General features: G+C 59.2%; 24 protein-coding genes. 20 read left to right on the top strand and 4 right to left on the bottom strand.

Features of this window, described 5'->3' with window-relative positions; translation table 11 throughout:
- Window positions 1-13 precede the first annotated feature (13 nt).
- The 11 genes from phnF to phnP are packed head-to-tail and all read left to right on the top strand — an operon-like array spanning window position 14 to window position 8,030.
- The gene (gene phnF / locus F153LOC_RS20355; RefSeq protein ID WP_102105745.1) at window positions 14-739 is read left to right on the top strand and encodes a phosphonate metabolism transcriptional regulator PhnF; all 726 of its coding nucleotides are present in this window, start codon (window positions 14-16) and stop codon (window positions 737-739) included.
- Window positions 740-1,192 (top strand): phosphonate C-P lyase system protein PhnG, encoded by a 453-nt coding sequence (gene phnG / locus F153LOC_RS20360; protein WP_102105744.1) that lies wholly within the window; start codon window positions 740-742, stop codon window positions 1,190-1,192.
- On the top strand, window positions 1,189-1,773 hold the full coding sequence (gene phnH / locus F153LOC_RS20365; RefSeq protein WP_100777960.1) for a phosphonate C-P lyase system protein PhnH: 585 nt from the start codon (window positions 1,189-1,191) through the stop codon (window positions 1,771-1,773). Before phnG ends, phnH begins: the two co-directional genes overlap by 4 nt.
- A complete protein-coding gene (locus F153LOC_RS20370) occupies window positions 1,773-2,837 on the top strand; it encodes a carbon-phosphorus lyase complex subunit PhnI (RefSeq protein ID WP_102105743.1) in 1,065 nt (354 codons plus the stop codon). Before phnH ends, F153LOC_RS20370 begins: the two co-directional genes overlap by 1 nt.
- On the top strand, window positions 2,830-3,675 hold the full coding sequence (phnJ, locus tag F153LOC_RS20375; RefSeq protein ID WP_100777962.1) for an alpha-D-ribose 1-methylphosphonate 5-phosphate C-P-lyase PhnJ: 846 nt from the start codon (window positions 2,830-2,832) through the stop codon (window positions 3,673-3,675). The genes F153LOC_RS20370 and phnJ overlap by 8 nt, the downstream gene beginning before the upstream one ends.
- A complete protein-coding gene (gene phnK / locus F153LOC_RS20380) occupies window positions 3,672-4,427 on the top strand; it encodes a phosphonate C-P lyase system protein PhnK (RefSeq protein WP_102105742.1) in 756 nt (251 codons plus the stop codon). Before phnJ ends, phnK begins: the two co-directional genes overlap by 4 nt.
- A 9-nt stretch (window positions 4,428-4,436) precedes the next feature.
- On the top strand, window positions 4,437-5,117 hold the full coding sequence (phnL, locus tag F153LOC_RS20385; protein ID WP_102105741.1) for a phosphonate C-P lyase system protein PhnL: 681 nt from the start codon (window positions 4,437-4,439) through the stop codon (window positions 5,115-5,117).
- Entirely contained in the window at window positions 5,114-6,250 is a 1,137-nt protein-coding gene (gene phnM, locus F153LOC_RS20390; RefSeq protein ID WP_102105740.1) for an alpha-D-ribose 1-methylphosphonate 5-triphosphate diphosphatase, read from the top strand. The genes phnL and phnM overlap by 4 nt, the downstream gene beginning before the upstream one ends.
- Complete coding sequence (phnN, locus tag F153LOC_RS20395) at window positions 6,247-6,798, top strand: ribose 1,5-bisphosphokinase (RefSeq protein ID WP_102105739.1); 552 nt, start codon at window positions 6,247-6,249, stop codon at window positions 6,796-6,798. Before phnM ends, phnN begins: the two co-directional genes overlap by 4 nt.
- The gene (gene phnO, locus F153LOC_RS20400) at window positions 6,791-7,225 is read left to right on the top strand and encodes an aminoalkylphosphonate N-acetyltransferase (protein WP_102105738.1); all 435 of its coding nucleotides are present in this window, start codon (window positions 6,791-6,793) and stop codon (window positions 7,223-7,225) included. The genes phnN and phnO overlap by 8 nt, the downstream gene beginning before the upstream one ends.
- A 46-nt stretch (window positions 7,226-7,271) precedes the next feature.
- A complete protein-coding gene (gene phnP, locus F153LOC_RS20405) occupies window positions 7,272-8,030 on the top strand; it encodes a phosphonate metabolism protein PhnP (protein ID WP_102105737.1) in 759 nt (252 codons plus the stop codon).
- 43 nt (window positions 8,031-8,073) lie between these two features.
- On the opposite strand, the gene yjdP is transcribed toward phnP, so the two are convergent.
- Together yjdP and F153LOC_RS20415 are read right to left on the bottom strand one after the other, a co-directional pair.
- On the bottom strand, window positions 8,074-8,394 hold the full coding sequence (yjdP, locus tag F153LOC_RS20410; protein WP_102105736.1) for a DDRRRQL repeat protein YjdP: 321 nt from the start codon (window positions 8,392-8,394) through the stop codon (window positions 8,074-8,076).
- A gap of 104 nt (window positions 8,395-8,498) precedes the next feature.
- Complete coding sequence (locus F153LOC_RS20415) at window positions 8,499-10,778, bottom strand: ATP-binding protein (RefSeq protein ID WP_102105735.1); 2,280 nt, start codon at window positions 10,776-10,778, stop codon at window positions 8,499-8,501.
- Window positions 10,779-10,922: 144 nt separating this feature from the next.
- Here F153LOC_RS20415 and F153LOC_RS20420 point away from each other — a divergent pair, with 144 nt between their 5' ends.
- The 6 genes from F153LOC_RS20420 (at window position 10,923) to F153LOC_RS20445 (ending at window position 17,035) form a co-directional block, all read left to right on the top strand.
- Window positions 10,923-12,440: a sugar ABC transporter ATP-binding protein gene (locus tag F153LOC_RS20420; protein ID WP_102105734.1), complete on the top strand. Its 1,518-nt coding sequence runs from the start codon at window positions 10,923-10,925 to the stop codon at window positions 12,438-12,440.
- Window positions 12,437-13,432 carry a ribose ABC transporter permease gene (locus F153LOC_RS20425; protein ID WP_100777972.1) on the top strand — a complete coding sequence of 332 codons (996 nt, stop codon included), beginning with the start codon at window positions 12,437-12,439 and terminating at the stop codon, window positions 13,430-13,432. Before F153LOC_RS20420 ends, F153LOC_RS20425 begins: the two co-directional genes overlap by 4 nt.
- Before the next feature lie 32 nt (window positions 13,433-13,464).
- The gene (locus F153LOC_RS20430) at window positions 13,465-14,406 is read left to right on the top strand and encodes an ABC transporter substrate-binding protein (protein WP_100777973.1); all 942 of its coding nucleotides are present in this window, start codon (window positions 13,465-13,467) and stop codon (window positions 14,404-14,406) included.
- A 79-nt stretch (window positions 14,407-14,485) separates the two neighbouring features.
- Window positions 14,486-15,172 carry a D-lyxose/D-mannose family sugar isomerase gene (locus tag F153LOC_RS20435; protein ID WP_102105733.1) on the top strand — a complete coding sequence of 229 codons (687 nt, stop codon included), beginning with the start codon at window positions 14,486-14,488 and terminating at the stop codon, window positions 15,170-15,172.
- 10 nt (window positions 15,173-15,182) lie between these two features.
- Window positions 15,183-16,043: a ketose 1,6-bisphosphate aldolase gene (locus tag F153LOC_RS20440; RefSeq protein ID WP_102105732.1), complete on the top strand. Its 861-nt coding sequence runs from the start codon at window positions 15,183-15,185 to the stop codon at window positions 16,041-16,043.
- The gene (locus F153LOC_RS20445) at window positions 16,043-17,035 is read left to right on the top strand and encodes a carbohydrate kinase family protein (RefSeq protein ID WP_102105731.1); all 993 of its coding nucleotides are present in this window, start codon (window positions 16,043-16,045) and stop codon (window positions 17,033-17,035) included. The genes F153LOC_RS20440 and F153LOC_RS20445 overlap by 1 nt, the downstream gene beginning before the upstream one ends.
- On the opposite strand, the gene F153LOC_RS20450 is transcribed toward F153LOC_RS20445, so the two are convergent.
- On the bottom strand, window positions 17,032-17,763 hold the full coding sequence (locus F153LOC_RS20450; protein WP_102105730.1) for a response regulator: 732 nt from the start codon (window positions 17,761-17,763) through the stop codon (window positions 17,032-17,034). The two genes, F153LOC_RS20445 and F153LOC_RS20450, sit on opposite strands and share 4 nt — an antisense overlap.
- 258 nt (window positions 17,764-18,021) lie before the next feature.
- Between F153LOC_RS20450 and fdhF the strand changes: the two genes are divergently transcribed.
- From fdhF to F153LOC_RS20465, 3 genes are all read left to right on the top strand, one after another.
- Window positions 18,022-20,169 (top strand): formate dehydrogenase subunit alpha, encoded by a 2,148-nt coding sequence (gene fdhF / locus F153LOC_RS20455; protein WP_102105729.1) that lies wholly within the window; start codon window positions 18,022-18,024, stop codon window positions 20,167-20,169.
- Window positions 20,170-20,493: 324 nt separating this feature from the next.
- Window positions 20,494-20,646, top strand: a complete 153-nt coding sequence (locus F153LOC_RS20460) for a Hok/Gef family protein (protein ID WP_102105728.1) — start codon at window positions 20,494-20,496, stop codon at window positions 20,644-20,646.
- Between the two features lie 117 nt (window positions 20,647-20,763).
- Window positions 20,764-21,438, top strand: coding sequence for a tetratricopeptide repeat protein (locus F153LOC_RS20465; RefSeq protein WP_102105727.1), 675 nt, complete (start codon window positions 20,764-20,766; stop codon window positions 21,436-21,438).
- Between the two features lie 59 nt (window positions 21,439-21,497).
- On the opposite strand, the gene gltP is transcribed toward F153LOC_RS20465, so the two are convergent.
- Window positions 21,498-22,811, bottom strand: a complete 1,314-nt coding sequence (gltP, locus tag F153LOC_RS20470; RefSeq protein WP_100777981.1) for a glutamate/aspartate:proton symporter GltP — start codon at window positions 22,809-22,811, stop codon at window positions 21,498-21,500.
- Between the last annotated feature and the right edge of the window lie 239 nt (window positions 22,812-23,050).

Raw genomic sequence — 23,050 nt, forward strand, 5'->3', positions numbered from 1 at the left:
GGCTTTGATTTCTATGCACTTATCCAGACATCCGACCAGTTACCCCACACGCTGGCAAGAGATCGCCGCCAGGCTCGAAATTGAGCTGCGCACCCACTACCGCTGCGGCGACTATTTGCCCGCCGAGCAGCAACTCGCCGACCGCTACGAAGTCAACCGCCACACCCTGCGCCGCGCCATTGACCAGCTGGTGGAACGCGGCTGGGTCCAGCGCCGCCAGGGGATTGGCGTACTGGTGCTGATGCGCCCCTTCGACTATCCGCTGAACTCCCAGGCGCGTTTCAGCCAGAACCTGCTCGATCAGGGCAGCCACCCGACCAGCGAAAAACTGCTCTCGGTGCTGCGCCCGGCCTCCAGCCACATCGCTGATGCGCTGGGGATTCAGGAGGGCGACAGCGTCGTGCATCTGCGCACCTTAAGACGCGTCAACGGCGTGGCGGTCTGCCAGATCGACCACTACTTCGCCGACCTCACCCTCTGGCCGACGCTGCAACATTTTTCCAGCGGCTCGCTGCATGACTTTCTCTTCGACGCCACCGGCATCGCCCTCAGGCGAACCCAGACGCGGATCAGCGCCCGTCGCGCGCAGGCCAAAGAGAGCAAGGTGCTGGAGATCCCGAATATGGCACCGCTGCTCTGCGTGCGCACCCTCAACCACCGTGACGGCGAGGTCAACGCGACGGAATACTCCGTCAGCCTGACCCGCGCCGACATGATTGAATTCACCATGGAGCACTGAATGCACTTCGATACTCCCACTCGCCAGCGCTGGATGAGCGCCCTGGCCCACAGCCAGCCCGCCGCCCTGCGCGAGCGTCTGCGCCAGCTGAACCTCGCTCCAGAATACGACACCCTGCGCGCCCCCGAGATCGGCCTGGTGCAGATACAGGCGCGGATGGGCGGCACCGGCGACCGTTTTTTTGCCGGAGACGCCACCCTGACCCGTGCGGTGATTCGCCTTAAGAGCGGCACCACGGGCTACGGCTACCTGCTGGGGCGCGATAAACAGCACGCCGAGCAGTGCGCCGTCGTCGACGCGCTGCTGCAAGAACCGACCCATTTTCAGTCGTTAATGGAAACCTTAATTGCCCCGCTGGAAGCCGACCGTGCCGCGCGCATCGCCGCCCGTCAGGCCGAAATCAACACCAGCCGGGTCGACTTCTTTACGCTCGTTCGCGGAGATAACGCATGACGCTTCAACCCGCTTTTACCCACGCCGTGCAGGATGCCCAGCACAGTTTTCGTCGCCTCCTGAAAGCCATGAGCGAGCCGGGCGTAATTGTCTCGCTGCATCAGCTCACCCACGGCTGGCAGCCGCTGAATCTCGCCACCACCAGCGTACTGCTGACATTGGCGGATAACGACACGCCGGTCTGGCTGTCGGCCAGCATGGCCAACGACATTGCCAGCCAGAACCTGCGCTTTCACACCAGCGCCCCACGGGTGGATCAGCCGCAGCAGGCGGTGTTTGCCGTGGCCGACGAGCTGATTAGCCACGAGCAGTTGAACGCGCTATCGTCCGGCAGCGCCGTCGCCCCGGAGACCAGCGCCACGCTGATTCTGCAGGTCGCAAGCCTCAGCGGTGGGCGCATGTTGCGCCTGACCGGGGCCGGGATCGCCGACGAGCGCATGGTCGCGCCACAGCTGCCCGAATGCATCATTCACGAACTCACTGAACGTCCGCATCCGTTCCCACTGGGGATCGACCTGATCCTCACCTGCGGCGAACGCCTGCTGGCAATCCCACGGACCACACATGTCGAGGTGTGCTGATGTACGTTGCCGTTAAAGGGGGCGAGAAGGCGATAGCCGCCGCCCATGCGCTGCAAGAGCACAGAAGACGCGGCGATGAAGCGCTTAGCGAGCTGAGCGTCGCGCAAATCGAACAGCAGCTAAACCTGGCAGTTGACCGGGTGATGACCGAAGGCGGAATTGCCGACCGCGAGCTGGCGGCCCTGGCGCTGAAACAGGCCAGCGGCGATAACGTCGAAGCTATCTTCCTGCTGCGCGCCTACCGCACCACGCTGGCCAAACTGGCGGTCAGCGAGCCGCTGGACAGCGCGAAGATGCGACTGGAGCGCCGCATTTCCGCCGTCTACAAAGACATTTCCGGCGGCCAGCTGCTCGGCCCCACCTACGACTACACCCACCGCCTGCTCGATTTCACCCTGCTGGCGAACGGTGAGGCCCCGAGGCTGAACACCTCAGACGCAGAGCAGGAATCCGCTCCCCACGTTTTTAGCCTGCTGGCGAACCAGGGGCTGGCGAAAGCCGAAGAGGACACGGGCCGCGTGCCGGACGACGTCACCCGTACACCGCCGGTCTATCCGTGCTCGCGCGCCTCGCGCCTGCAACAGCTGATGCGCGGGGACGAAGGCTATTTGCTGGCGCTGGCCTACTCCACCCAACGCGGTTACGGGCGCAACCACCCGTTTGCTGCCGAAATCCGCAGCGGGTTCGTTGAAATCGATATCGTGCCAGAAGAGCTGGGATTTGCGGTCAACGTCGGCGAACTGCTGATGACGGAGTGTGAAATGGTGAACGGCTTCGTCGCCCCCGAAAACGACGCGCCGCACTTTACGCGCGGCTACGGCTTAGTGTTCGGCATGAGCGAGCGCAAGGCGATGGCGATGGCGCTGGTCGATCGCGCGCTCCAGGCCCCGGACTATGACGAGACGATTTCCGGCCCGGCGCAGGACGAAGAGTTCGTGCTGGCCCACGCGGATAACGTTGAAGCGGCGGGCTTTGTATCGCACCTCAAACTGCCGCATTACGTCGATTTCCAGGCGGAACTGGAACTGCTGAAACGTCTGCAACGGGAGCGCAATCATGGCTAACCTCAGCGGCTATAACTTTGCCTATCTGGACGAACAAACCAAGCGCATGATCCGCCGCGCGATTTTAAAAGCCGTGGCCATCCCTGGCTATCAGGTCCCGTTTGGCGGCCGCGAAATGCCGATGCCCTACGGCTGGGGCACCGGCGGCATTCAGCTGACCGCCAGCGTGATTGGCGAAGCGGACGTGCTGAAAGTCATCGACCAGGGGGCGGATGACACCACCAATGCCGTGTCGATTCGCAACTTCTTCAAGCGCGTCACCGGCGTGAACACCACCGAGCGCACGGAAGATGCCACCCTGATTCAGACCCGCCACCGCATCCCGGAAACGCCGCTGACGGAAGATCAGATTCTGATTTTCCAGGTGCCCATCCCTGAGCCGCTGCGCTTTATCGAGCCGCGCGAAACGGAAACCCGCACCATGCACGCCCTCGAAGAGTACGGCGTGATGCAGGTGAAACTGTACGAAGATATCGCCCGCTTTGGCCATATCGCCACCACCTACGCCTACCCGGTGAAGGTGAACGGGCGCTACGTGATGGACCCGTCGCCAATCCCGAAATTCGATAACCCGAAAATGGACATGATGCCCGCACTGCAACTGTTCGGCGCCGGACGCGAAAAACGCATTTATGCCGTGCCGCCCTACACCAGCGTCGAAAGTCTCGATTTCGACGATCACCCGTTCCGGGTGCAGGAGTGGGACGAGCCGTGTGCCATCTGCGGTTCAAAACACAGCTATCTCGACGAAGTGGTGCTCGACGATACGGGCAAACGCATGTTTGTCTGCTCCGACACCGATTTCTGCCGCCAACAGAGTGAGGCGAACGGCCAATGAAACCGCTGCTTTCGGTGAACAACCTGACCCATTTGTATGCGCCCGGCAAAGGCTTTAGCGACGTGTCGTTTGAGCTGTGGCCTGGTGAAGTGCTGGGGATTGTCGGCGAGTCCGGCTCCGGCAAAACCACCCTGCTCAAGTCCATCTCCGCACGCCTGACGCCGCAAACCGGCGAGATCCGTTATCAGAATCAGTCCCTGTACGACATGAGCGAAGCCGAGCGCCGTCGCCTGCTGCGCACCGAGTGGGGCGTGGTGCATCAGCATCCCATGGACGGCCTGCGCCGCCAGGTCTCGGCGGGCGGAAACATTGGCGAACGGCTGATGGCAACGGGCGCGCGCCACTACGGCAATATCCGTGCGACCGCCCAGCAGTGGCTGACCGATGTCGAAATCCCGGCGTCGCGTATCGACGACCTGCCAACCACCTTTTCCGGCGGAATGCAGCAGCGCCTGCAAATCGCCCGCAACCTCGTCACCCATCCGAAGCTGGTGTTCATGGATGAGCCGACGGGCGGGCTGGATGTCTCCGTTCAGGCGCGTTTGCTCGACCTGCTGCGCGGCCTGGTGGTAGAGCTGGATCTGGCGGTGGTGATTGTTACCCACGATCTGGGCGTGGCCCGCCTGCTGGCAGACCGCCTGATGGTGATGAAGGAGGGCCAGGTGGTGGAAAGTGGATTAACCGACCGCGTGCTCGACGATCCGCATCATCCGTACACCCAGCTGCTGGTTTCATCGGTATTGCAGAACTAAGAGGCCAACATGATCCGCGTAGAAAATGTGAGTAAGACGTTTGTGCTCCACCAGCAAAACGGCGTGCGACTGCCGGTGCTGCAAAATGCCTCTCTTGAGGTCAAAAAGGGGGAATGCGTGGTGCTGCATGGCCATTCGGGCAGCGGGAAATCGACGCTGCTGCGCTCCCTTTACGCCAACTATCTGCCCGACCAGGGCCACATTCATATCTGTCATGGTGACGAGTGGGTGGATCTGGTGCAGGCCCCGGCGCGCAAAGTGCTGGAAGTCCGCCGGGCGACAATCGGCTGGGTGAGCCAGTTTCTGCGGGTGATCCCGAGGATCTCCGCGCTGGACGTGGTCATGCAGCCCCTGCTGGATTTGGGCGTCTCCCGCGAGGAATGCGCGGCGAAAGCCGCTCGGTTGCTGACGCGCCTCAACGTCCCGGAACACCTGTGGCACCTGGCACCGTCGACGTTCTCTGGCGGCGAGCAGCAGCGCGTGAATATCGCCCGCGGCTTTATCGTCGATTACCCGATTTTACTGCTCGATGAACCGACCGCCTCGCTGGATGCCAAAAACAGCGACGCCGTCGTCGAGCTGATCGAACAGGCCAAAGCGCGCGGGGCGGCGATCGTGGGGATCTTCCATGACGCCGCAGTCCGCGATCGCGTGGCGGATCGTCTTCATCCGATGGGAGCCGCAGCATGATCATCAATAACGTCAAACTGGTACTGGAAAACGACGTGATCGCGGGATCGATCGACATTCAGGACGGCGTGATTCGCACCTACGCCGAAACCCAGAGCCGCTTGCCGGAGGCGATGGATGGCGACGGCGGCTGGCTGCTGCCGGGGCTTATCGAACTGCATACGGATAATCTGGATAAATTCTTCACCCCGCGCCCAAAGGTGGACTGGCCGGCCCACTCGGCGATGAGCAGCCACGACGCGCTGATGGTCGCCAGCGGTATCACCACGGTACTCGATGCCGTGGCGATTGGGGATGTGCGCGACGGCGGCGACCGTCTGGAGAATCTTGAAAAGATGATCAACGCGGTGGAAGAGACGCAAAAGCGCGGCCTGAACCGCGCCGAGCATCGCCTGCATCTGCGCTGCGAACTGCCGCACCACACCACACTGCCGCTGTTTGAAAAGCTGGTTGGCCGCGAGCCTGTCTCTCTGGTGTCGCTGATGGACCACTCACCGGGCCAGCGTCAGTTCGCCAATATCGAGAAGTACCGTGAATATTATCAGGGCAAATACGCCCTGAATGACGCGGAAATGGCGCGCTACGAAGAGGAGCAGCTGGCGCTGGCGGCCCAATGGTCCCAGCCGAACCGCCTGTCGATTGCGGCGATGTGCCGGGAGCGTAACATTGCGCTGGCAAGTCACGACGACGCCACGCACGACCATGTGCGGGAATCCCATCAGCTTGGCAGCGTGATCGCCGAATTTCCTACCACGTTTGAAGCGGCAGAAGCCTCCCGCCAGCACGGAATGAACGTCCTGATGGGCGCGCCCAACATCGTGCGCGGCGGCTCCCACTCCGGCAACGTGGCGGCCAGCCAGCTGGCGGCGCTCGGCCTGCTGGATATTCTCTCCTCAGATTACTATCCGGCGAGCCTGCTGGATGCGGCCTTCCGCGTCGCCGATGACACGGGCAACCCTTTCACCCTGCCGCAGGCCATTCGTCTGGTGACCAAAAACCCGGCTGACGCGCTGAACCTGAGCGATCGCGGGGTGATTGGCGAAGGCAAACGGGCGGATCTGGTGCTGGCGCATCGCAAGGGCGAGCACATCCATATCGACCACGTCTGGCGTCAGGGAAAACGGGTGTTCTGATGGGAAAACTGATCTGGCTCATGGGGCCGTCCGGCTCCGGAAAAGACAGCCTGCTGTCGGCGCTGCGCCAGCAGGAGCACACGCAATTACTGGTGGCGCATCGCTACATCACGCGCGCGGCGAATGCGGGCAGCGAGAATCATATCGCCCTGAGCGAGCAGGAGTTTTTTACCCGTGCCGGGCAGAACTTACTGGCACTGAGCTGGCACGCGAACGGCTTGTACTACGGTGTGGGCATTGAGATCGACCTGTGGCTGCACGCCGGTTTCGACGTGCTGGTGAACGGCTCGCGCGCTCATCTGCAACAGGCCCGCGCGCGCTACGCCCAGGCGCTGATGCCGGTCTGTTTGCAGGTTTCGCCGGAAGTGCTGCGCCAGCGTTTGCAGCAGCGCGGGCGCGAAAGCGCGCGGGAGATCGACCTGCGCCTGGCGCGTGCAGCGCGCTACACGCCGTCGGACTGCCATCTGCTCAATAACGACGGAAGTTTGCTACAGTCAGTCGAGAATCTGTTATCGCTTATCCGTCAGAAGGAGAAACAACATGCCTGACTGCCAGCTGCGCCCCGCCACTGCGGACGATGCGCAGGCCGTTTACGGTCTGATCTGTGAGTTAAAACAGGCGGAATTCGACCAGAAAGCCTTTCACGCCGGGTATCTCGCGAATCTTCAGGATCGCAACATACACTACCATCTTGCGGAGCTGGACGGGAACGTCGTCGGGATGATTGGCCTGCATTTGCAGTTTCATCTGCATCACGCCAACTGGATCGGTGAGATTCAGGAGCTGGTGGTGCTGCCGCAGGCCCGTGGCCTGAAAGTCGGCAGTCAGCTGCTGGCCTGGGCCGAAGCGCAGGCGCGACATGCAGGTGCTGAGATGACCGAGCTGTCGACCAGCGTAAAGCGCGTGGATGCGCACCGGTTTTATCTTCGCGAAGGGTATGCCCAGAGCCATTTTCGTTTTACCAAAGCGCTGTAAAACCTAAGCACAGCGCCGCCTGGCAATGTCGTTAAAGGGGGAAACCATGGCCCTAACTCTCCAACTGACCGGCACCGGCGGTGCGCAGCTGGTACCTGTCTTCGGCTGCGACTGCGCGGCCTGCCGCCGGGCGCGTTTGCAGGAGGCGCATCGCCGTCGCCCGTGCAGCGCGGTCGTGACCTTCAACGACGCGGTGACGCTGCTGGACGCGGGCATTCCGCACCTGATGGACGAGTGGCCCGCGGGCAGTTTCCAGCAGTTTTTACTGACCCACTATCATATGGATCATGTCCAGGGCCTGTTCCCGCTGCGCTGGGGCGTGGGGGCAACGATTCCGGTGTACGGCCCGCCGGACGAGACGGGCTGCGACGATCTGTTCAAACATCCCGGTCTTCTCGATTTCAGCCATACCGTCCAGCCCTTTGTGGTGTTTGAGCTGCAGGGGCTGCGCGTGACACCGCTGCCGCTCAATCACTCGAAGCTGACCTTCGGCTATCTGCTGGAGAGCGCCCACAGCCGCGTGGCGTGGCTGTCGGACACTGCCGGGTTGCCGGACAAAACGCTGAAATTTTTACTCAATAATCATCCGCAGGTGATGGTGATCGATTGCAGCCACGAACCGCGCGAGCAGACGCCGCGCAACCATTGTGATTTAAACACCGTCATCGCGCTCAACAAAGTCATTGGCTGTCCGCAGGTCATTTTGACGCACATCAGCCATCAGTTCGACGTATGGATGATGGATAACCCGCTGCCAGAAGGGTTTGAGGCGGGGTATGACGGGATGAGAATCGTGCTGGACTGAGCGGTAAGCCGGGCGTCAGGCTGCACGCATCTCACGGATTTCCTCACCGGTCGTAATCATCTTCCAGCCTGCGCTCATCGTCCTCCAGCTGACGCCGGTCCTGATCGAGCTGGCGCTGCCTGTCGTCTAACTGACGGCGACGATCCTCAAGCTGTCGACGACGATCATCGTACTGGCGACTGTCGGTACGACGGCTCTCTTCATAGCGGTTATCGTCGTCATTCTGACGGCTGCTGGTGGGGTTGTACGCTTCGCCGATCGCCTGCTGGATATTCCCAATGGCGTCGTCAATGATATCAGCGTGGGCAAGCTGGCTGGTTAATGACAGCAGGCCAAATAACAGAGCGGTGGTAGAGCGTTTCATAGAGCCAGTCTCGCAGCAGGTGAGCTGGCTTTACGTTAATCATCGGCGCTCAGACGGAGTAGCGGAGGAATCTCAAAACGCGCCTTTCGTACAGGCGGTACGCGTTATGCCGACGCCTTACGGAGCGCCTGCGCCAGCTGCGCTCGGGTGAAGGGTTTTCGTAGCAACTCCACGTCCGGCAGCTGCGGATTGTGGGTGGGCCGTAAATCCTGCCCGCTCACCAGCAGCACCGGCAGATGCGGGAAATGGGTGCGGACGTGGTGGATCACCTCTGCGCCACTTAACGCTCCCGGCAGCATCAGGTCGCTGATAAAGAGTTCGATATCGGCCGAGGCCTCCAGCATCTTCAACGCCTGCTCGCCCGTTTCAGCTTCGAGCGTCAGATAGCCGAGCTGATGCAGCTGTTCGCATAACGTCTGACGCACGTCGCTTTCATCTTCAAGCACCAGCACCAGCCGGTCGCTCTGCTCTGACTCCGTTGCCGCCAGCCCTTCATCATGCTCCACCACCGCCTGCGCGGAGCGCGGAAGCTGCAGGCGCACGGTGGTGCCCTGCCCCGGTGCGCTTTCAATTTCAACACGCCCACCGGACTGGCGCACAAAACCGTAGACCATCGACAAACCCAGCCCGCTGCCGCTGCCGGTCTGTTTGGTGGTGAAGAACGGCTCGAAGACCTGAGATTTCACCTCCTGGGACATCCCACAGCCATGGTCGATCACCTCCAGCGCCACCATATCCTGCCTGCGCCCGTCGCTGCGGGTGACACGCTGATTCCAGGTGCGAATGCGGATCACACCGCTCTGCCCCTCCATCGCGTCGCGGGCGTTCATGACCAGATTGATAATCGCGTTTTCCAGCTGGCTGACGTCAATCCACGCGGGCCACGCCGGGTGCTGCGCTTCGATATCCAGCGTCAGGGTGGCCGGGAGCGAGTGGCACATCAGCTCGCCGAGGTTTTCCAGCAGCGGTTTCATTTCCACCGCATGCGGATGCAGAGACTGTTTACGCGAGAAGGCCAGCAGCCGCTGGGTCAGGAGCGCGCCACGCTCGGCGGCTTTCAGCGCGCGGGTGATGCGCGGCGCATCCGGCGACTCGGGATCAACCAGCTCCAGGCTGCCGATAATGACCGCCAGCAGATTGTTAAAATCGTGCGCCAGCCCGCCCGTCAACTGCCCGACCGCCTTCATTTTTTGGCTGTGCAGCAGCGCCTCTTCCAGCCCCACGCGTTCGAGCCGGTCGATCTCCATCTGCGTCGTTTTCTCTTTCAGCAGGCGGGTGGTGTGCTCAAGCGACGCGGTGTTACGCGCAAACACGTTGAACGCGCGCGCCAGCTCGCCAAGCTCGTCGCGGCGCTGGAGGGCCGGTACCGACACGTCCGGCTCGCCGTGGGCCAGGCGCGACATCGCTCTGGAGATGGCCGTCAGGTTGGAGCCTAAATTGCGGTAGATATACCAGCAGGCGCAGCCGGTGATCATCAGCGCCAGTACGGCGAACACGCTGATAAAGACGCTGATAGAGCGCAACTCCTGATGACTCTGGGCGGTGCGCAGCTCCGACGCCTGCGCCACCTGCGCCACGTACTGGTTGATATCGCTGTTTAAAATCGCCACCAGCGCTTTGATGTGGAACATGTACCAGTTGATCGTCAGATCGCTCTCTTCAAGCTGCTTCGAAAGCGGCGCGAGCTTTTGCAGCTCGGCGTTGAAATCGGGCAGCACAAAGTCGATCACCGGCTGGCTGGCGGTCTGTGGCAGCGTGGTGGTTACGGTATTCAGCTGCTGAATGGTGGCGCGCGGAGACGGCGTTTCGATAGCCGCCATAATCAGGCGGTCCATTTCAGCCAACTGGCGAGCGTCCGGCACGTTGTCGCCGAAGCGACGGTTAATATCCTGCAAATGGCGTAAAAAACTTTGGCTTTGATAAAGCGAACTGAGCAGCGCGTTGCGCTCCAGATGACGTCGCTGACCGCGTTCCAGCATCCCGGTGACGCTTTGCTGTAACTCATTACTGCGGCGAATGATTCGCGCCACCAGCGCCGGTTCTTGCTGCGCCAGCGGTGCATCGGCGAGCTGCTCAAGGGAGTGACGCAGTGCCGTCTGCGTCTGCTTCAGGCGATCCGCTTCGCTTTTGTACTCCAGCGCCCCCACCACCTGCGAAAGACGCACCGCCGCCGTGGCCACATTGGCGGTGTCGCGCGCCAGATTCATGCTGCCGGTCATGTCGTTTAAGGTCTGCTGCTGCACCTGCTCCTGAATCTGGCTGGCATGCCGAAAGCCCAGCACCGCCACGCCGCTGACCATCAATGTCACCGCCACCACCAGCAGATTGAAGATCAGCAGGCGGCCACGGGCGCTGGCAAAAAAGGGAGGGCGGCGTGATGGCATGGTGGCTCCGGTGAGAGGAAAAAGGCTCAGAATTGTGACGCCCGTTAACTATTCATAACTATGACAAATATGAACGGCTTCTGACATTTTGCATTTACCGGGATGTGATGCACTGCTGATATCGACCTTCACAGGAGATCCGCCATGAGCAGGACCCCGGTATTAGAGATGCGCAACATTGCCAAAACCTTTGGCAACTTTCACGCGCTCAAGGGTGTGGATCTGACGGTCTGGCCCGGCGAAATCCACGCGTTAATGGGCGAAAACGGCGCAGGCAAAAGCACCCTGATGAAAATCCTCGCCGGGGCGTACATCGCCACCAGCGGCGAGATATTGATTGACGGCCAGCCGTACCACATCAAAGGGCCGAAAGACGCGCTGGCCGCAGGTATTACCCTGATTTATCAGGAGATGCAGCTAGCGCCAAACCTCACGGTGGCGGAAAACATCTTCCTCGGCAGCGAACTGTCGCGTGGCGGGCTGGTGAAGCGGAAAGAGATGGCCGCGCAGGCCCAGACGGTAATTGACCGTCTCGGCGCCCATTTCAGCGCCACCGATCTGGTGATGAAACTGACCATTGCCGAACAACAGCAGGTAGAAATCGCCCGCGCGCTGCACCGCAACAGCCGCGTGCTGGTGATGGATGAACCCACCGCCGCCCTCTCCTCGCGCGAAACCCATCGCCTATTTGAACTGATTTTGCGCCTGCGCGATGAGGGGATGGCGATTATCTATATCAGCCACCGCATGGCGGAGGTGTACGAGCTTTCCGACCGCGTCAGCGTGCTGCGCGACGGTCAGTATGTCGGTAGTTTGACCCGCGACAAACTCAACGCCTCGGAGCTGGTCAGGATGATGGTGGGCCGCCCCTTAAGCGACCTGTTTAACAAAGAGCGCGATATCCCTCTTGGCAGCGCGCGGCTCAACGTCCATCACCTCACCGACGGCAAAAAAGTGCAGCCGTGCAGCCTGCAGGTGCGTTCCGGGGAGATCGTCGGTCTCGCCGGGCTGGTAGGGGCCGGACGTTCGGAGCTGGCACAGCTGATCTTCGGTGTGCGCAAAGCGACGGGCGGGATGATTGAAGTCGACGGCGAGCCGGTGGTGATCCACTCCCCGCGCGCCGCCATCGACCACGGCATCGGTTTTTTAACCGAGAACCGCAAAGAACAGGGGCTGTTTTTGGAGCTGGCGGCGCAGGAGAACATCACCATGGCGACGCTGGAGCGCGACGCCACCTGGGGCATGCTGGACCGCAAAAAAGCGCAGTCGATCTCCGATGACGCCATCGCCCTGCTCAATATTCGCGTGCCGCATTCGCAGGTGCGCGCGGGTGGGCTATCGGGCGGAAATCAGCAAAAGCTGCTGATCTCCCGCTGGGTAGCGATCGGCCCGCGCATTCTGATCCTCGATGAACCAACGCGCGGCGTGGACGTCGGGGCGAAAAGCGAGATCTATCGCATCATGAACCAGATGGCGCGTAAAGGTGTGGCGATCCTGATGATCTCCAGCGAGCTGCCGGAAGTGGTGGGCATGAGCGACCGGGTCTATGTGATGCGTGAAGGGAGCATTGCCGGGGAGTTACACGGCCCAACCATCACTCAGGAAAATATTATGACGCTGGCAACTGGCGTGAACGACACTCATCAGGCGGTGCAATCATGACACATTCAACTAACCCGCAGCAGGTGGCGAAATCCGCCTCCGCCAAAAAAATGCTGATGAGCGATCTGATGCAAACGGTCGGGATCTTGCCGATTTTGATTCTGATCGTGGCGGTCTTTGGCTTTATCGCGCCGAACTTCTTCACCGAGAGCAATCTGCTCAATATTACCCGTCAGGCGTCGATCAACATCGTGCTAGCCGCCGGGATGACCTTCATCATTTTGACCGGCGGGATCGACCTGTCGGTGGGGTCGATTCTCGGCACCACGGCAGTGGCGGCGATGGTGGTCTCCCTGATGCCTGAACTGGCGATGCTGTCGATTCCGGCGGCGCTGATGCTCGGCATGGTGCTGGGTCTCTTCAACGGCGCACTGGTGGCCTTTGCCGGACTCCCGCCGTTTATTGTCACCCTCGGCACCTATACCGCCCTGCGCGGCGCAGCCTATTTGCTGGCCGACGGCACCACGGTGATTAACTCGAACATTAATTTTGAATGGATCGGCAATAACTATCTCGGCCCGGTGCCGTGGCTGGTGGTGATCGCCCTGGCGGTGATCGTGGTGTGCTGGTTCATTTTGCGCCGCACCACGCTCGGCGTTCATATCTACGCGGTTGGCGGCAACATGCAGGCTGCGCGTCTCACGGGGATCAAAGTCTGGCTGGTGCTGCTGTTTGTCTACGGCATGAGCGGCCTGCTGTCCGGTCTTGGCGGGGTGATGAGCGCTTCGCGGCTTTACAGCGCCAACGGCAACTTAGGCACCGGCTACGAGCTGGACGCCATCGCGGCGGTGATCCTCGGCGGGACCAGTTTTGTCGGCGGGATCGGCACGATCACCGGCACGCTGGTGGGCGCACTGATTATCGCCACCCTGAATAACGGCATGACGTTAATGGGCGTTTCTTACTTCTGGCAACTGGTGATCAAAGGGGCGGTGATCATCATTGCGGTACTGATCGACAAATACCGTACCCGACACCATCAAAGTGCATAACAACAACACCCTACGATAATGAGGAAAACAGCATGAGATTGAAGCCATTGGTCACCGCGCTCTGTGCTGGCGCACTGCTTGCCGCAGCCCCGTTTGCGCAGGCGAAAGATCTGAAATCCATCGGCGTGACGGTGGGCGATCTCGCCAACCCGTTCTTCGTGCAGATCACCAAAGGTGCGGAGCTTGAAGCCCGTAAACTGGCGGGGGATAACGTAAAAGTGACGCTGGTCTCCAGCGGCTACGATCTGGGCCAACAGGTTTCCCAGATTGATAATTTTATCGCCGCGAAGGTCGATATGATCATTCTCAACGCCGCTGATTCGAAAGGGATTGGCCCGGCGGTGAAGCGGGCGAAAGAAGCGGGGATTGTGGTGGTCGCCGTTGACGTGGCGGCCGAAGGGGCCGACGCCACTATCACCTCGGATAACACCCAGGCGGGCGAAATGGCCTGTAAATACATCACCGATCGCCTGAAAGGCAAAGGCAACGTGGTGATCATCAACGGACCGCCGGTCTCCGCGGTACAGAACCGTGTGGAAGGCTGTCAGACCGAGTTCAAGCGCCACCCGGATATCAAAGTGCTGTCGGATAACCAGAACGCCAAAGGCAGTCGCGAAGGCGGCCTGGAAGTGATGACCGCGCTGCTGGCCGCGAATCCGAAGATCGACGGTGTCTTCGCGATTAACGATCCGACAGCGATCGGTGCCGATCTGGCGGCGAAACAGGCGCAGCGCAGCGAGTTCTTTATCGTTGGCGTGGACGGTAGCCCGGACGGTGAAGAGGCGCTGAAGCGCGAAAACTCTCTGTTTGTGGCAACGCCTGCGCAGGACCCGCAGGTTATGGCGGCCAAAGCGGTAGAGATCGGCTATGACATTCTGCAGGGCAAACCGGCACCCAAAGAGCCGGTGCTGATCCCGGTGACGATGATCGATAAGAAGAGCGTCGGGACGTACAAGGGGTGGACGGTTAAATAAGGTTTGTGCGCGTTGATGCCCTCACCTCTCCCGCAAAGAGGGTGAGGAGTCAGCGCAGCGCACCACTAAAGGAGTTCCCATGAAACGCTCCGAAATCAACGAAATCCTCGGCCATACGCGGCAGTTCTTTTCGATGCATGACGTACACCTGCCACCGTTTGCCAGTTTCCCGCCGACCCAGTGGCGGCAGCTCGATCGCCACGCCTGGCGCGAAGTCTTCGATCTCAAACTCGGCTGGGACGTCACCGCCTTCGGCGGGAACCATTTTGCCGCACAGGGACTCACCCTTTTCACTCTGCGCAACGGCTCGCCGAACGGCGTACCTTACGAAAAATGCTACGCGGAGAAGATCATGCACGTCCGCGACGGGCAGGTCACACCGATGCATTTCCACTGGCGTAAACGCGAGGACATCATTAATCGCGGCGGAGGAAATCTGATTATTGAGCTGTGGAACGCGGGCGGGCATGAAGAGACGGAAAACACCGACGTTACGGTGGTGGTCGACGGCTGCATTCAGACTCACGCTCCCGGCAGCCAGCTGCGCCTCACACCAGGGGAAAGCATCTGTCTCACGCCCGGCCTGTACCACAGTTTCTGGGGGGAGCGCGGCTTTGGCGATGTGCTGGTCGGCGAAGTGTCATCCGTGAATGACGACGAGCACGACAACCACTTTTTACAGCCGCTCGCGCGCTATAACAATATTGAAGAAGACGAAACGGCGGTGCTGGTGCTCTGTAACGAGTACAGCCTGTTTCGAAACTAAGGAGTGAATGATGCCGCTAATTTCTCTCGCCGCCGGGCTGGAACACGCCCGTGAACATCGCTACGCCCTCGGCGCATTTAACGTTCTCGACTCCCACTTTTTGCGCGCCCTGTTCGCCGCGGCAAAACAGGAGCGCTCGCCCTTTATCATCAACATCGCCGAAGTGCATTTTAAGTATTTATCGCTCGATTCATTAGTTGAAGCGGTCCGGTTCGAGGCCGCGCGACACGATATTCCGGTGGTTCTCAATCTCGATCACGGCCTGCATTTTGAGGCGGTGGTGCGGGCGCTGCGCTTAGGCTTCAGCTCCGTGATGTTTGATGGCTCCACCCTGAGTTACGAAGAGAATATTCGCCAGACCAGGGAAGTCGTGAAAATGTGTCACGCCGTGGGAGTGTCGGTGGAGGCCGAACTGGGCGCCGTGGGCGGTGACGAGGGCGGTGCGCTGTACGGCCATGCCGATGAAGCCTTTTTCACCGATCCGGCCCTGGCGCGCGATTTTGTCGATCAGACCGGCATTGACGCGCTCGCCGTCGCCATCGGCAATGCGCACGGCAAATACAAAGGCGAGCCGAAGCTCGATTTCGCGCGGCTTGATGCGATCCGCCTGCAAACCGGCCTGCCGCTGGTGCTGCACGGGGGTTCCGGGATCAGCGACGCCGATTTCCGCCGCGCGATTGAGCTGGGCATACATAAAATCAATTTCTACACCGGGATGTCGCAGGCGGCGCTGGCCTCCGTCGAGCAGCGGATCACCCATCGTCAGCCTATTTACGACGAGTTCGCCGAACTGCTGCTGGGCATTGAAGCGGCGATTACCGACACCGTATCGGAACAAATGCGCATCTTCGGTAGCGCGGGGAGAGCCTGATGGTACGCCGGGGCGTTATCGCCGCAGGGAATATGCTCGTCGACCACGTGCATCAGATTGTGCAGTGGCCGGAGCGCGGCTGGCTGGCGGAAATTATTCACAGCGAACGGGCCACCGGCGGCGCGCCGCTGAACGTCCTGCTGACGCTCGCCAAAATGCACGTCGGCCTGCCGCTGCAGGCGGTGGGGCTGATTGGCGACGACAGCGACGGGGACTACATTCTGGCCATGCTCGATCAGTACCACGTCAACCGCCAGCGGGTGCAGCGCACCACGTTTGCGCCGACCTCCATGTCGCAAGTGATGACCGATCCCAGCGGGCAGCGTACCTTTTTCCACTCCCCGGCGGCCAACCGGCTGCTGGATCTTCCGGCCTTCGACCGCCTCGACCCGAAGATGAAAATTTTCCATCTCGGCTATTTGCTGCTTCTCGACAGCCTGGATATGCCGGACGACGAGTTTGGCACCCGCAGCGCACGCCTGCTGTCTCAGATGCGCGATCTGGGGTATGAAACGTCACTGGATTTGGTGTCGCGCAAAGGCGATCCGCGCTATCAACCGCTGGTGCTCCCTGCCCTGCGCTATGTGGATTATCTGGTGATCAACGAGCTGGAGGCCGGTGAGTTTAGCGGGCTGGAGATGCGCGACGAGTTTGATGCGCCGAACATTCTGCATATCGCCGAAGCCGCGTCGCAACTGCTGGCGGCCGGAGTGCGTCAGCGCGTGGTCATTCATTGTCCGGAAGGCGCCTGGGGCGAAGCGCCGGGTGAGCCAGGCCAGTGGGTGCCGTCACGGCAGCTTGAAAAGGATGAGATTATCGGCAGCGTCGGCGCGGGCGATGCGTTTTGCGCGGGCTTTTTGTACGGCTGCCACGAGGCGTGGCCACTGCCCGAGAGCATTGCCCTGGCGCACGCCTGCGCGCGAGCCAGCCTGCTGGCGGCCAATGCTATCGACGGGGCGAAAACACTGGACGAACTGAAGTTGAATCTTTAAGCGGCTTTGTCGTGGTGAGACACGTCCGCGGCAAATACGTAGCCGAGGCCGCGAATGGTTTTGATCAGCAGCGGCTGATGAGGGTTAATTTCGATTTTTCGCCGCAGGCGCATGATCAGCACGTCGATGGTGCGGTCAAAGACTTCGGCGCTTTCGCTGTGGGTCAGCTCCAGCAGCTGTTCGCGGCTCAAAACCCGCCGGGCATTCTGCGCGAGGGCCAGCAGTAAACCGTACTCCCCCTGAGTTAACGGCACCGTCACCTGCTTCGGATCGCTTAACTCGCAGCGGGTGGTGTCGAGGGTCCAGCCGTTGAAGCCCATGCCCGACGTGCGCGGTGCGGTGGGTTCCGCCGCCAGCACGCCCGTGCGGCGCAGTACCGCTTTTACGCGGGCGACCACGACACGCGGATTAAACGGCTTGCCGATGTAATCATCCGCGCCCATCTCCAGCCCCACCACGACGTCCGATTCGCTGCCAAGGCCGGTGAGCATAATCACCGGCAGCTCGGCGCGCTGCTTTTGTAGCTGCTGTAAAACCTGTAACCCATTGATATCCGGCAGCATCATATCCAGCAATACCAGCGCAATGCCCGGTTCTCGTTGAGCCAGCGCCAGCGCGTCCAGCCCGTTGTGACAGACGTGCACCGTAAAGACGTGCTCGTTAAGCACATCCTGCAGCAGTTCGCAGACCGCCGTATCGTCATCAACCACCAGAATCGCCGGTTTCATCGTATGCTTCCGTCAGGGGATTATGTTAAGTCTGACCTATTCTGCAAACGGCTCCAGCCAAATCCATTGTTGCGTGATGGAATTTCAACCCATGTCACATCCATTGCCCTTTCGACACGTCAATTTTGACGATTGCCTGCTTCTCGTCAGGGTTTTGACCAAACTTTGGCCGTAAAGTCAGGGGATACCCACAATAAAAACATGGCATAGAAGCTGCATAATAGGGTGGGAAAGCATTGATTAACTGGAGCGAGACCGATGAAAAAAGTCGTCACGGTTTGCCCCTATTGTGCCTCAGGTTGCAAGATAAACCTGGTGGTCGATAACGGCAAAATCGTCCGGGCGGAGGCTGCACAGGGTAAGACCAATCAGGGTACGCTGTGCCTGAAAGGCTACTATGGCTGGGATTTTATTAACGATACCCAGATCCTCACCCCCCGTCTGAAAACCCCTATGATTCGCCGTGAGCGCGGCGGCAAGCTGGAGTCCGTCTCCTGGACGGAAGCGCTGGACTATGTCGCCCGCCGTCTGAGCGAGATCAAAGCCAAATACGGCCCGGACGCGATCCAGACCACCGGCTCTTCACGCGGGACGGGGAATGAAACCAACTATGTAATGCAAAAATTCGCGCGCGCCGTTATTGGTACCAATAACGTCGACTGCTGCGCTCGCGTCTGACACGGCCCATCGGTTGCAGGTCTGCACCAGTCGGTCGGTAACGGCGCAATGAGTAACGCTATCAACGAAATCGATAACACCGATCTGGTGTTTGTTTTCGGCTATAACCCGGCGGATTCCCACCCTATCGTGGCAAATCACGTCATTAACGCGAAACGCAACGGGGCGAAAATCATCGTCTGCGATCCGCGTAAAATCGAAACCGCGCGCATTGCGGATATGCATATCGCCTTACGCAACGGCTCAAATATCGCGCTGCTTAACGCCATCGGGCACGTGATCATTGAAGAAAACCTCTATGACCAGACCTTTGTGGCCACACGTACGGAAGGTTTCGAGGAGTATCGCAAGATTGTCGAAGGCTATACGCCGGAGTCGGTCGAAGAGATTACAGGCGTCAGCGCACAAGAGATTCGCCAGGCTGCGCGCATGTACGCCGCCGCGAAAACCGCGTCGATTCTGTGGGGCATGGGTGTAACCCAGTTCTATCAGGGGGTGGAAACCGTGCGGTCACTGACCAGCCTCGCAATGCTGACGGGCAACCTCGGCAAACCGCATGTGGGCGTAAACCCGGTGCGCGGGCAAAACAACGTTCAGGGTGCCTGCGACATGGGCGCACTGCCGGATACCTATCCGGGCTATCAGTACGTCAAGTACCCGGAAAACCGGGCGAAATTCGCCAGGGCCTGGGGCGTTGAAAGCCTGCCGGAGCACACGGGCTATCGCATCAGCGAGCTGCCGCACCGCGCGGCGCACGGTGAAGTGCGTGCCGCTTACATCATGGGCGAAGATCCGCTGCAAACCGACGCTGAACTGTCGGCGGTGCGCAAAGGTTTTGAGGATCTCGAACTGGTGATTGTGCAGGACATCTTCATGACCAAAACGGCGGCGGCGGCGGATGTGATTTTACCGTCAACGTCGTGGGGTGAGCACGAAGGCGTCTATACGGCAGCGGATCGCGGTTTCCAGCGCTTCTTTAAAGCGGTCGAGCCGAAGTGGGATCTGAAAACGGACTGGCAGATTATCAGCGAAATCGCCACCCGAATGGGCTATCCGATGCACTACAACAACACCCAGGAGATCTGGGATGAGTTGCGTAAACTGTGTCCGGATTTCACCGGGGCGACCTACGAGAAGATGGGCGAGCTGGGGTATATTCAGTGGCCCTGCCGGGACGAGTCCGAGGCGGATCAGGGGACGTCATACCTCTTCGCCGAGAAGTTCGATACCCCGAACGGGCTGGCGCAGTTCTTCACCTGCGACTGGGTGGCACCTATCGACAAACTCACCGACGAGTACCCCATGGTGCTCTCGACGGTGCGTGAAGTGGGCCACTACTCCTGTCGCTCGATGACCGGGAACTGTGCCGCGCTGGCTGCACTGGCAGACGAGCCGGGCTACGCGCAGCTCAACACCGCCGATGCCGCCCGTCTGGGCATTGAGGATGAAGCGCTGGTGTGGGTGAATTCGCGCAAAGGCCGCATCATCACCCGCGCACAGGTCAGCGATCGCCCGAACAAAGGGGCGGTTTATATGACCTACCAGTGGTGGATTGGTGCCTGTAACGAGCTGGTGACGGAAAACCTCAGCCCAATAACCAAAACACCTGAGTATAAATATTGCGCCGTGCGCGTGGAGCCAATTGCCGATCAGCAAAGCGCCGAGCAATATGTGATTGATGAATACACGAAACTGAAAGCCCGCCTACGCGAAAGCGCAATGGGTTAAATAAGTAGATGTTCAATGAATAAATGGGGTGAGATATTCACCCCATTTTTATTTGTATATTTAGCATTAATTTTATCAATATTATTCTGGAATGTAGCTCGCAGAAATCAATGCAACTTTTAAATGCAGGAATTACATCTTTGCATTTTAATTCAGAAGGATAAGATGGCGGCGGGTGCTTAAGACTTTCTGTTTTGAGCATGTGTGAGGAGCAGAAAGTTGAAAGCCCCGGGAAAGTTAAACTCACCCGAGGCTACCAAACAACATCAACTCCAACAAGTTGAAGTTAGCCTCTTATTCTTATAAATGCAAGGAGTAAAAGGCATGACGCCATTAAAAACTGTGTTAGGCATTGTTTTTATTATTTGCCTGACCATCGTGATTTTTACCTTTATTAATCGCGGCAAACTTTGTGAGCTGACAATAAAGAGTGAACATCAGGAAGTGGCGGCAAAATTAGCCTGTATATCAGGATGATTTTGCGGGCGGGGAAACCCGCCCGGCTTGTCTGGATGTTGAGGTCTTAACGCACCCTTTTTATTCTTCATTGACCGCGCTTATACTGCGCGCTATGTACCCGGATGATAAGAACTCATGAAAACCCTTTTGATGTTGCTCTTCCTTTTTACCGCGTTTGCTCACGCTGACGAACCCGGTAGCCAATATAAAGAACAGGCCGAAGCGGGCGACGCGCGCGCTCAGTACTATCTGGCCGATACCTACTTCAGCGCAGGTGATGATAAGCAGGCTGCGCTGTGGGCGGAGAAAGCGGCAAAAGGCGGCGATGTCGATGCCGTGGCGCTGCTGTCGCAAATCCACTTTAAGCATGCCGATTACGCCCAGTCCAAAACCCTGGCGCAACAGGCGACCATTGCTGGCAGCAAACGCGGGGCGATCATGCTGGCGCGCCTGCTGGTAAATACGCAGGCCGGTAAAACGGACTATCCGCAGGCAATCAAACTGCTGCAAACCGCCACGGATGATATCGACAACGACTCTGCAGTCGATGCCCAGATGCTGCTGGGGCTGATCTACGCCAACGGCGTATCGATGGCTCAGGACGATGCTCAGGCGCAAATGTGGTTCAAACGCAGCTCAGCGCTTTCGCGTACTGGTTACGCGGAATATTGGGCAGGAATGGTTTTTCAGCAGGGCGAAAAAGGGTTTATTACCCCGAACAAACAGAAGGCGCTGTACTGGTTCAATCTGAGCTGTAGCGAAGGGTTTGATACCGGATGCGAAGAGTTTGATGCCTTGAGCGGGGAGTAATCTCCCCACGCTTAAAAAAGTCAGCCGGGTCAGGCGAAACCGCCCCCCGGCTTTTTATATTACTGATCGGCAGTCTTATCAAAACGACCCAGCACGTCGCGTTCGTACGCCAGTGCCTTTTTGCGGTCGAACTGATGTTCCCACTTGGCGATCACCAGCACCGCCAGCGCATTCCCCACCACATTCAGCGCGGTACGCGCCATGTCGAGAATACGGTCAACACCGGCGATAAACGCCAGGCCTTCCAGCGGAATACCGACGCTACCAAGCGTTGCCAGCAGCACCACGAAGGAGACACCCGGCACGCCTGCGATCCCTTTCGAGGTCACCATCAGGGTCAGCACCAGGACGATCTCCTGCCACAGGGAGAGATCGATACCGTACAGCTGCGCGATGAAAATTGCCGCGATACTCTGGTACAGGGTTGAGCCATCGAGGTTAAAGGAGTAGCCCGTCGGCACCACGAAACTGGTGATCGACGCCGGCGCGCCGTAGGCTTCCATCTTCTCAATAATACGCGGCAGCACGCTCTCGGAGCTGGCGGTAGAGTACGCCAGAATCAGCTCGTCTTTCAGGATGCGAATCAGGATCCAGATGCTCAGGCCGCACAGACGCGCAACCAGCCCCAGCACGACCAGCGCAAAGAACAGAATCGCGAAGTGAACCAGAATCACCAGCTTCGCCAGCGGCCACAGGGAGGCAAAGCCGAAGTTCGCAACGGTCACGGCAATCAGCGCGAACACACCCACAGGGGCGTAGCGCATCACCATGTGTGTCACTTTAAACATGGTTTCGGAGATAGAACGGAACACGGTCACCAGCGGTTCGCGGTGCGTGGCAGGCAGGGACGAGAGGCCCAGACCAAACAGCACCGAGAAGAAGATAATCGGCAGCATTTCGCCCTTCGCCATCGACGCCACGATATTGGTCGGCACCAGCGACAGGATGGTTCCCATCAGGCCATGCGCATGGCTTTGCACGTCTGCGGTTGTGCTTTGGTATTTCGAAATATCCACCGTTGCCAGCTGCGACATATCAATCCCGGCACCCGGCTGGAACACATTCGCCAGCGTAATACCCAGAATGATAGCAACCGTAGTGATCACTTCGAAATAGATGATGGTTTTCGCACCGATACGCCCGAGCTGCTTCGCATCACCGACACCGGCAATACCGACGATAAGCGTTGAGATCACAATCGGGACGACAATCATTTTGATCAGGTGAATAAAGATATCGCCCGCTGGTGACAGCATATTCGCCACCAGCCACTCGCGGTCGTCACTGTGATAATGCAGATAACTGCCCAGCAAGATGCCCAGCACCATGGCCAGCAAAATTTGCCAGGCGAGGCTGATTTTCAAGTTTTTCATAAAAACAGACTTCCTCAATGAAGCGCCCTTCCCCCATCACTGGCAGGAATGACACATACTGAAAGGGTATGAATTGTGTTGCGTTGGTTTATGGGGTTTTTTAACGCGCCGTATCAGTATCATTTGCATGGCCTGCTGCGCAAGCCTTAAAGAACAAGGCTTTCCACTGCAAAAAGGTCATAGGACGCTAATTTGTAATAATTCTTATAAATAACCTTTTGTTATAAAAACGGTTTTTT

Source organism: Lelliottia sp. F153 (assembly GCF_002870005.1).
Classification (GTDB): domain Bacteria; phylum Pseudomonadota; class Gammaproteobacteria; order Enterobacterales; family Enterobacteriaceae; genus Enterobacter; species Enterobacter nimipressuralis.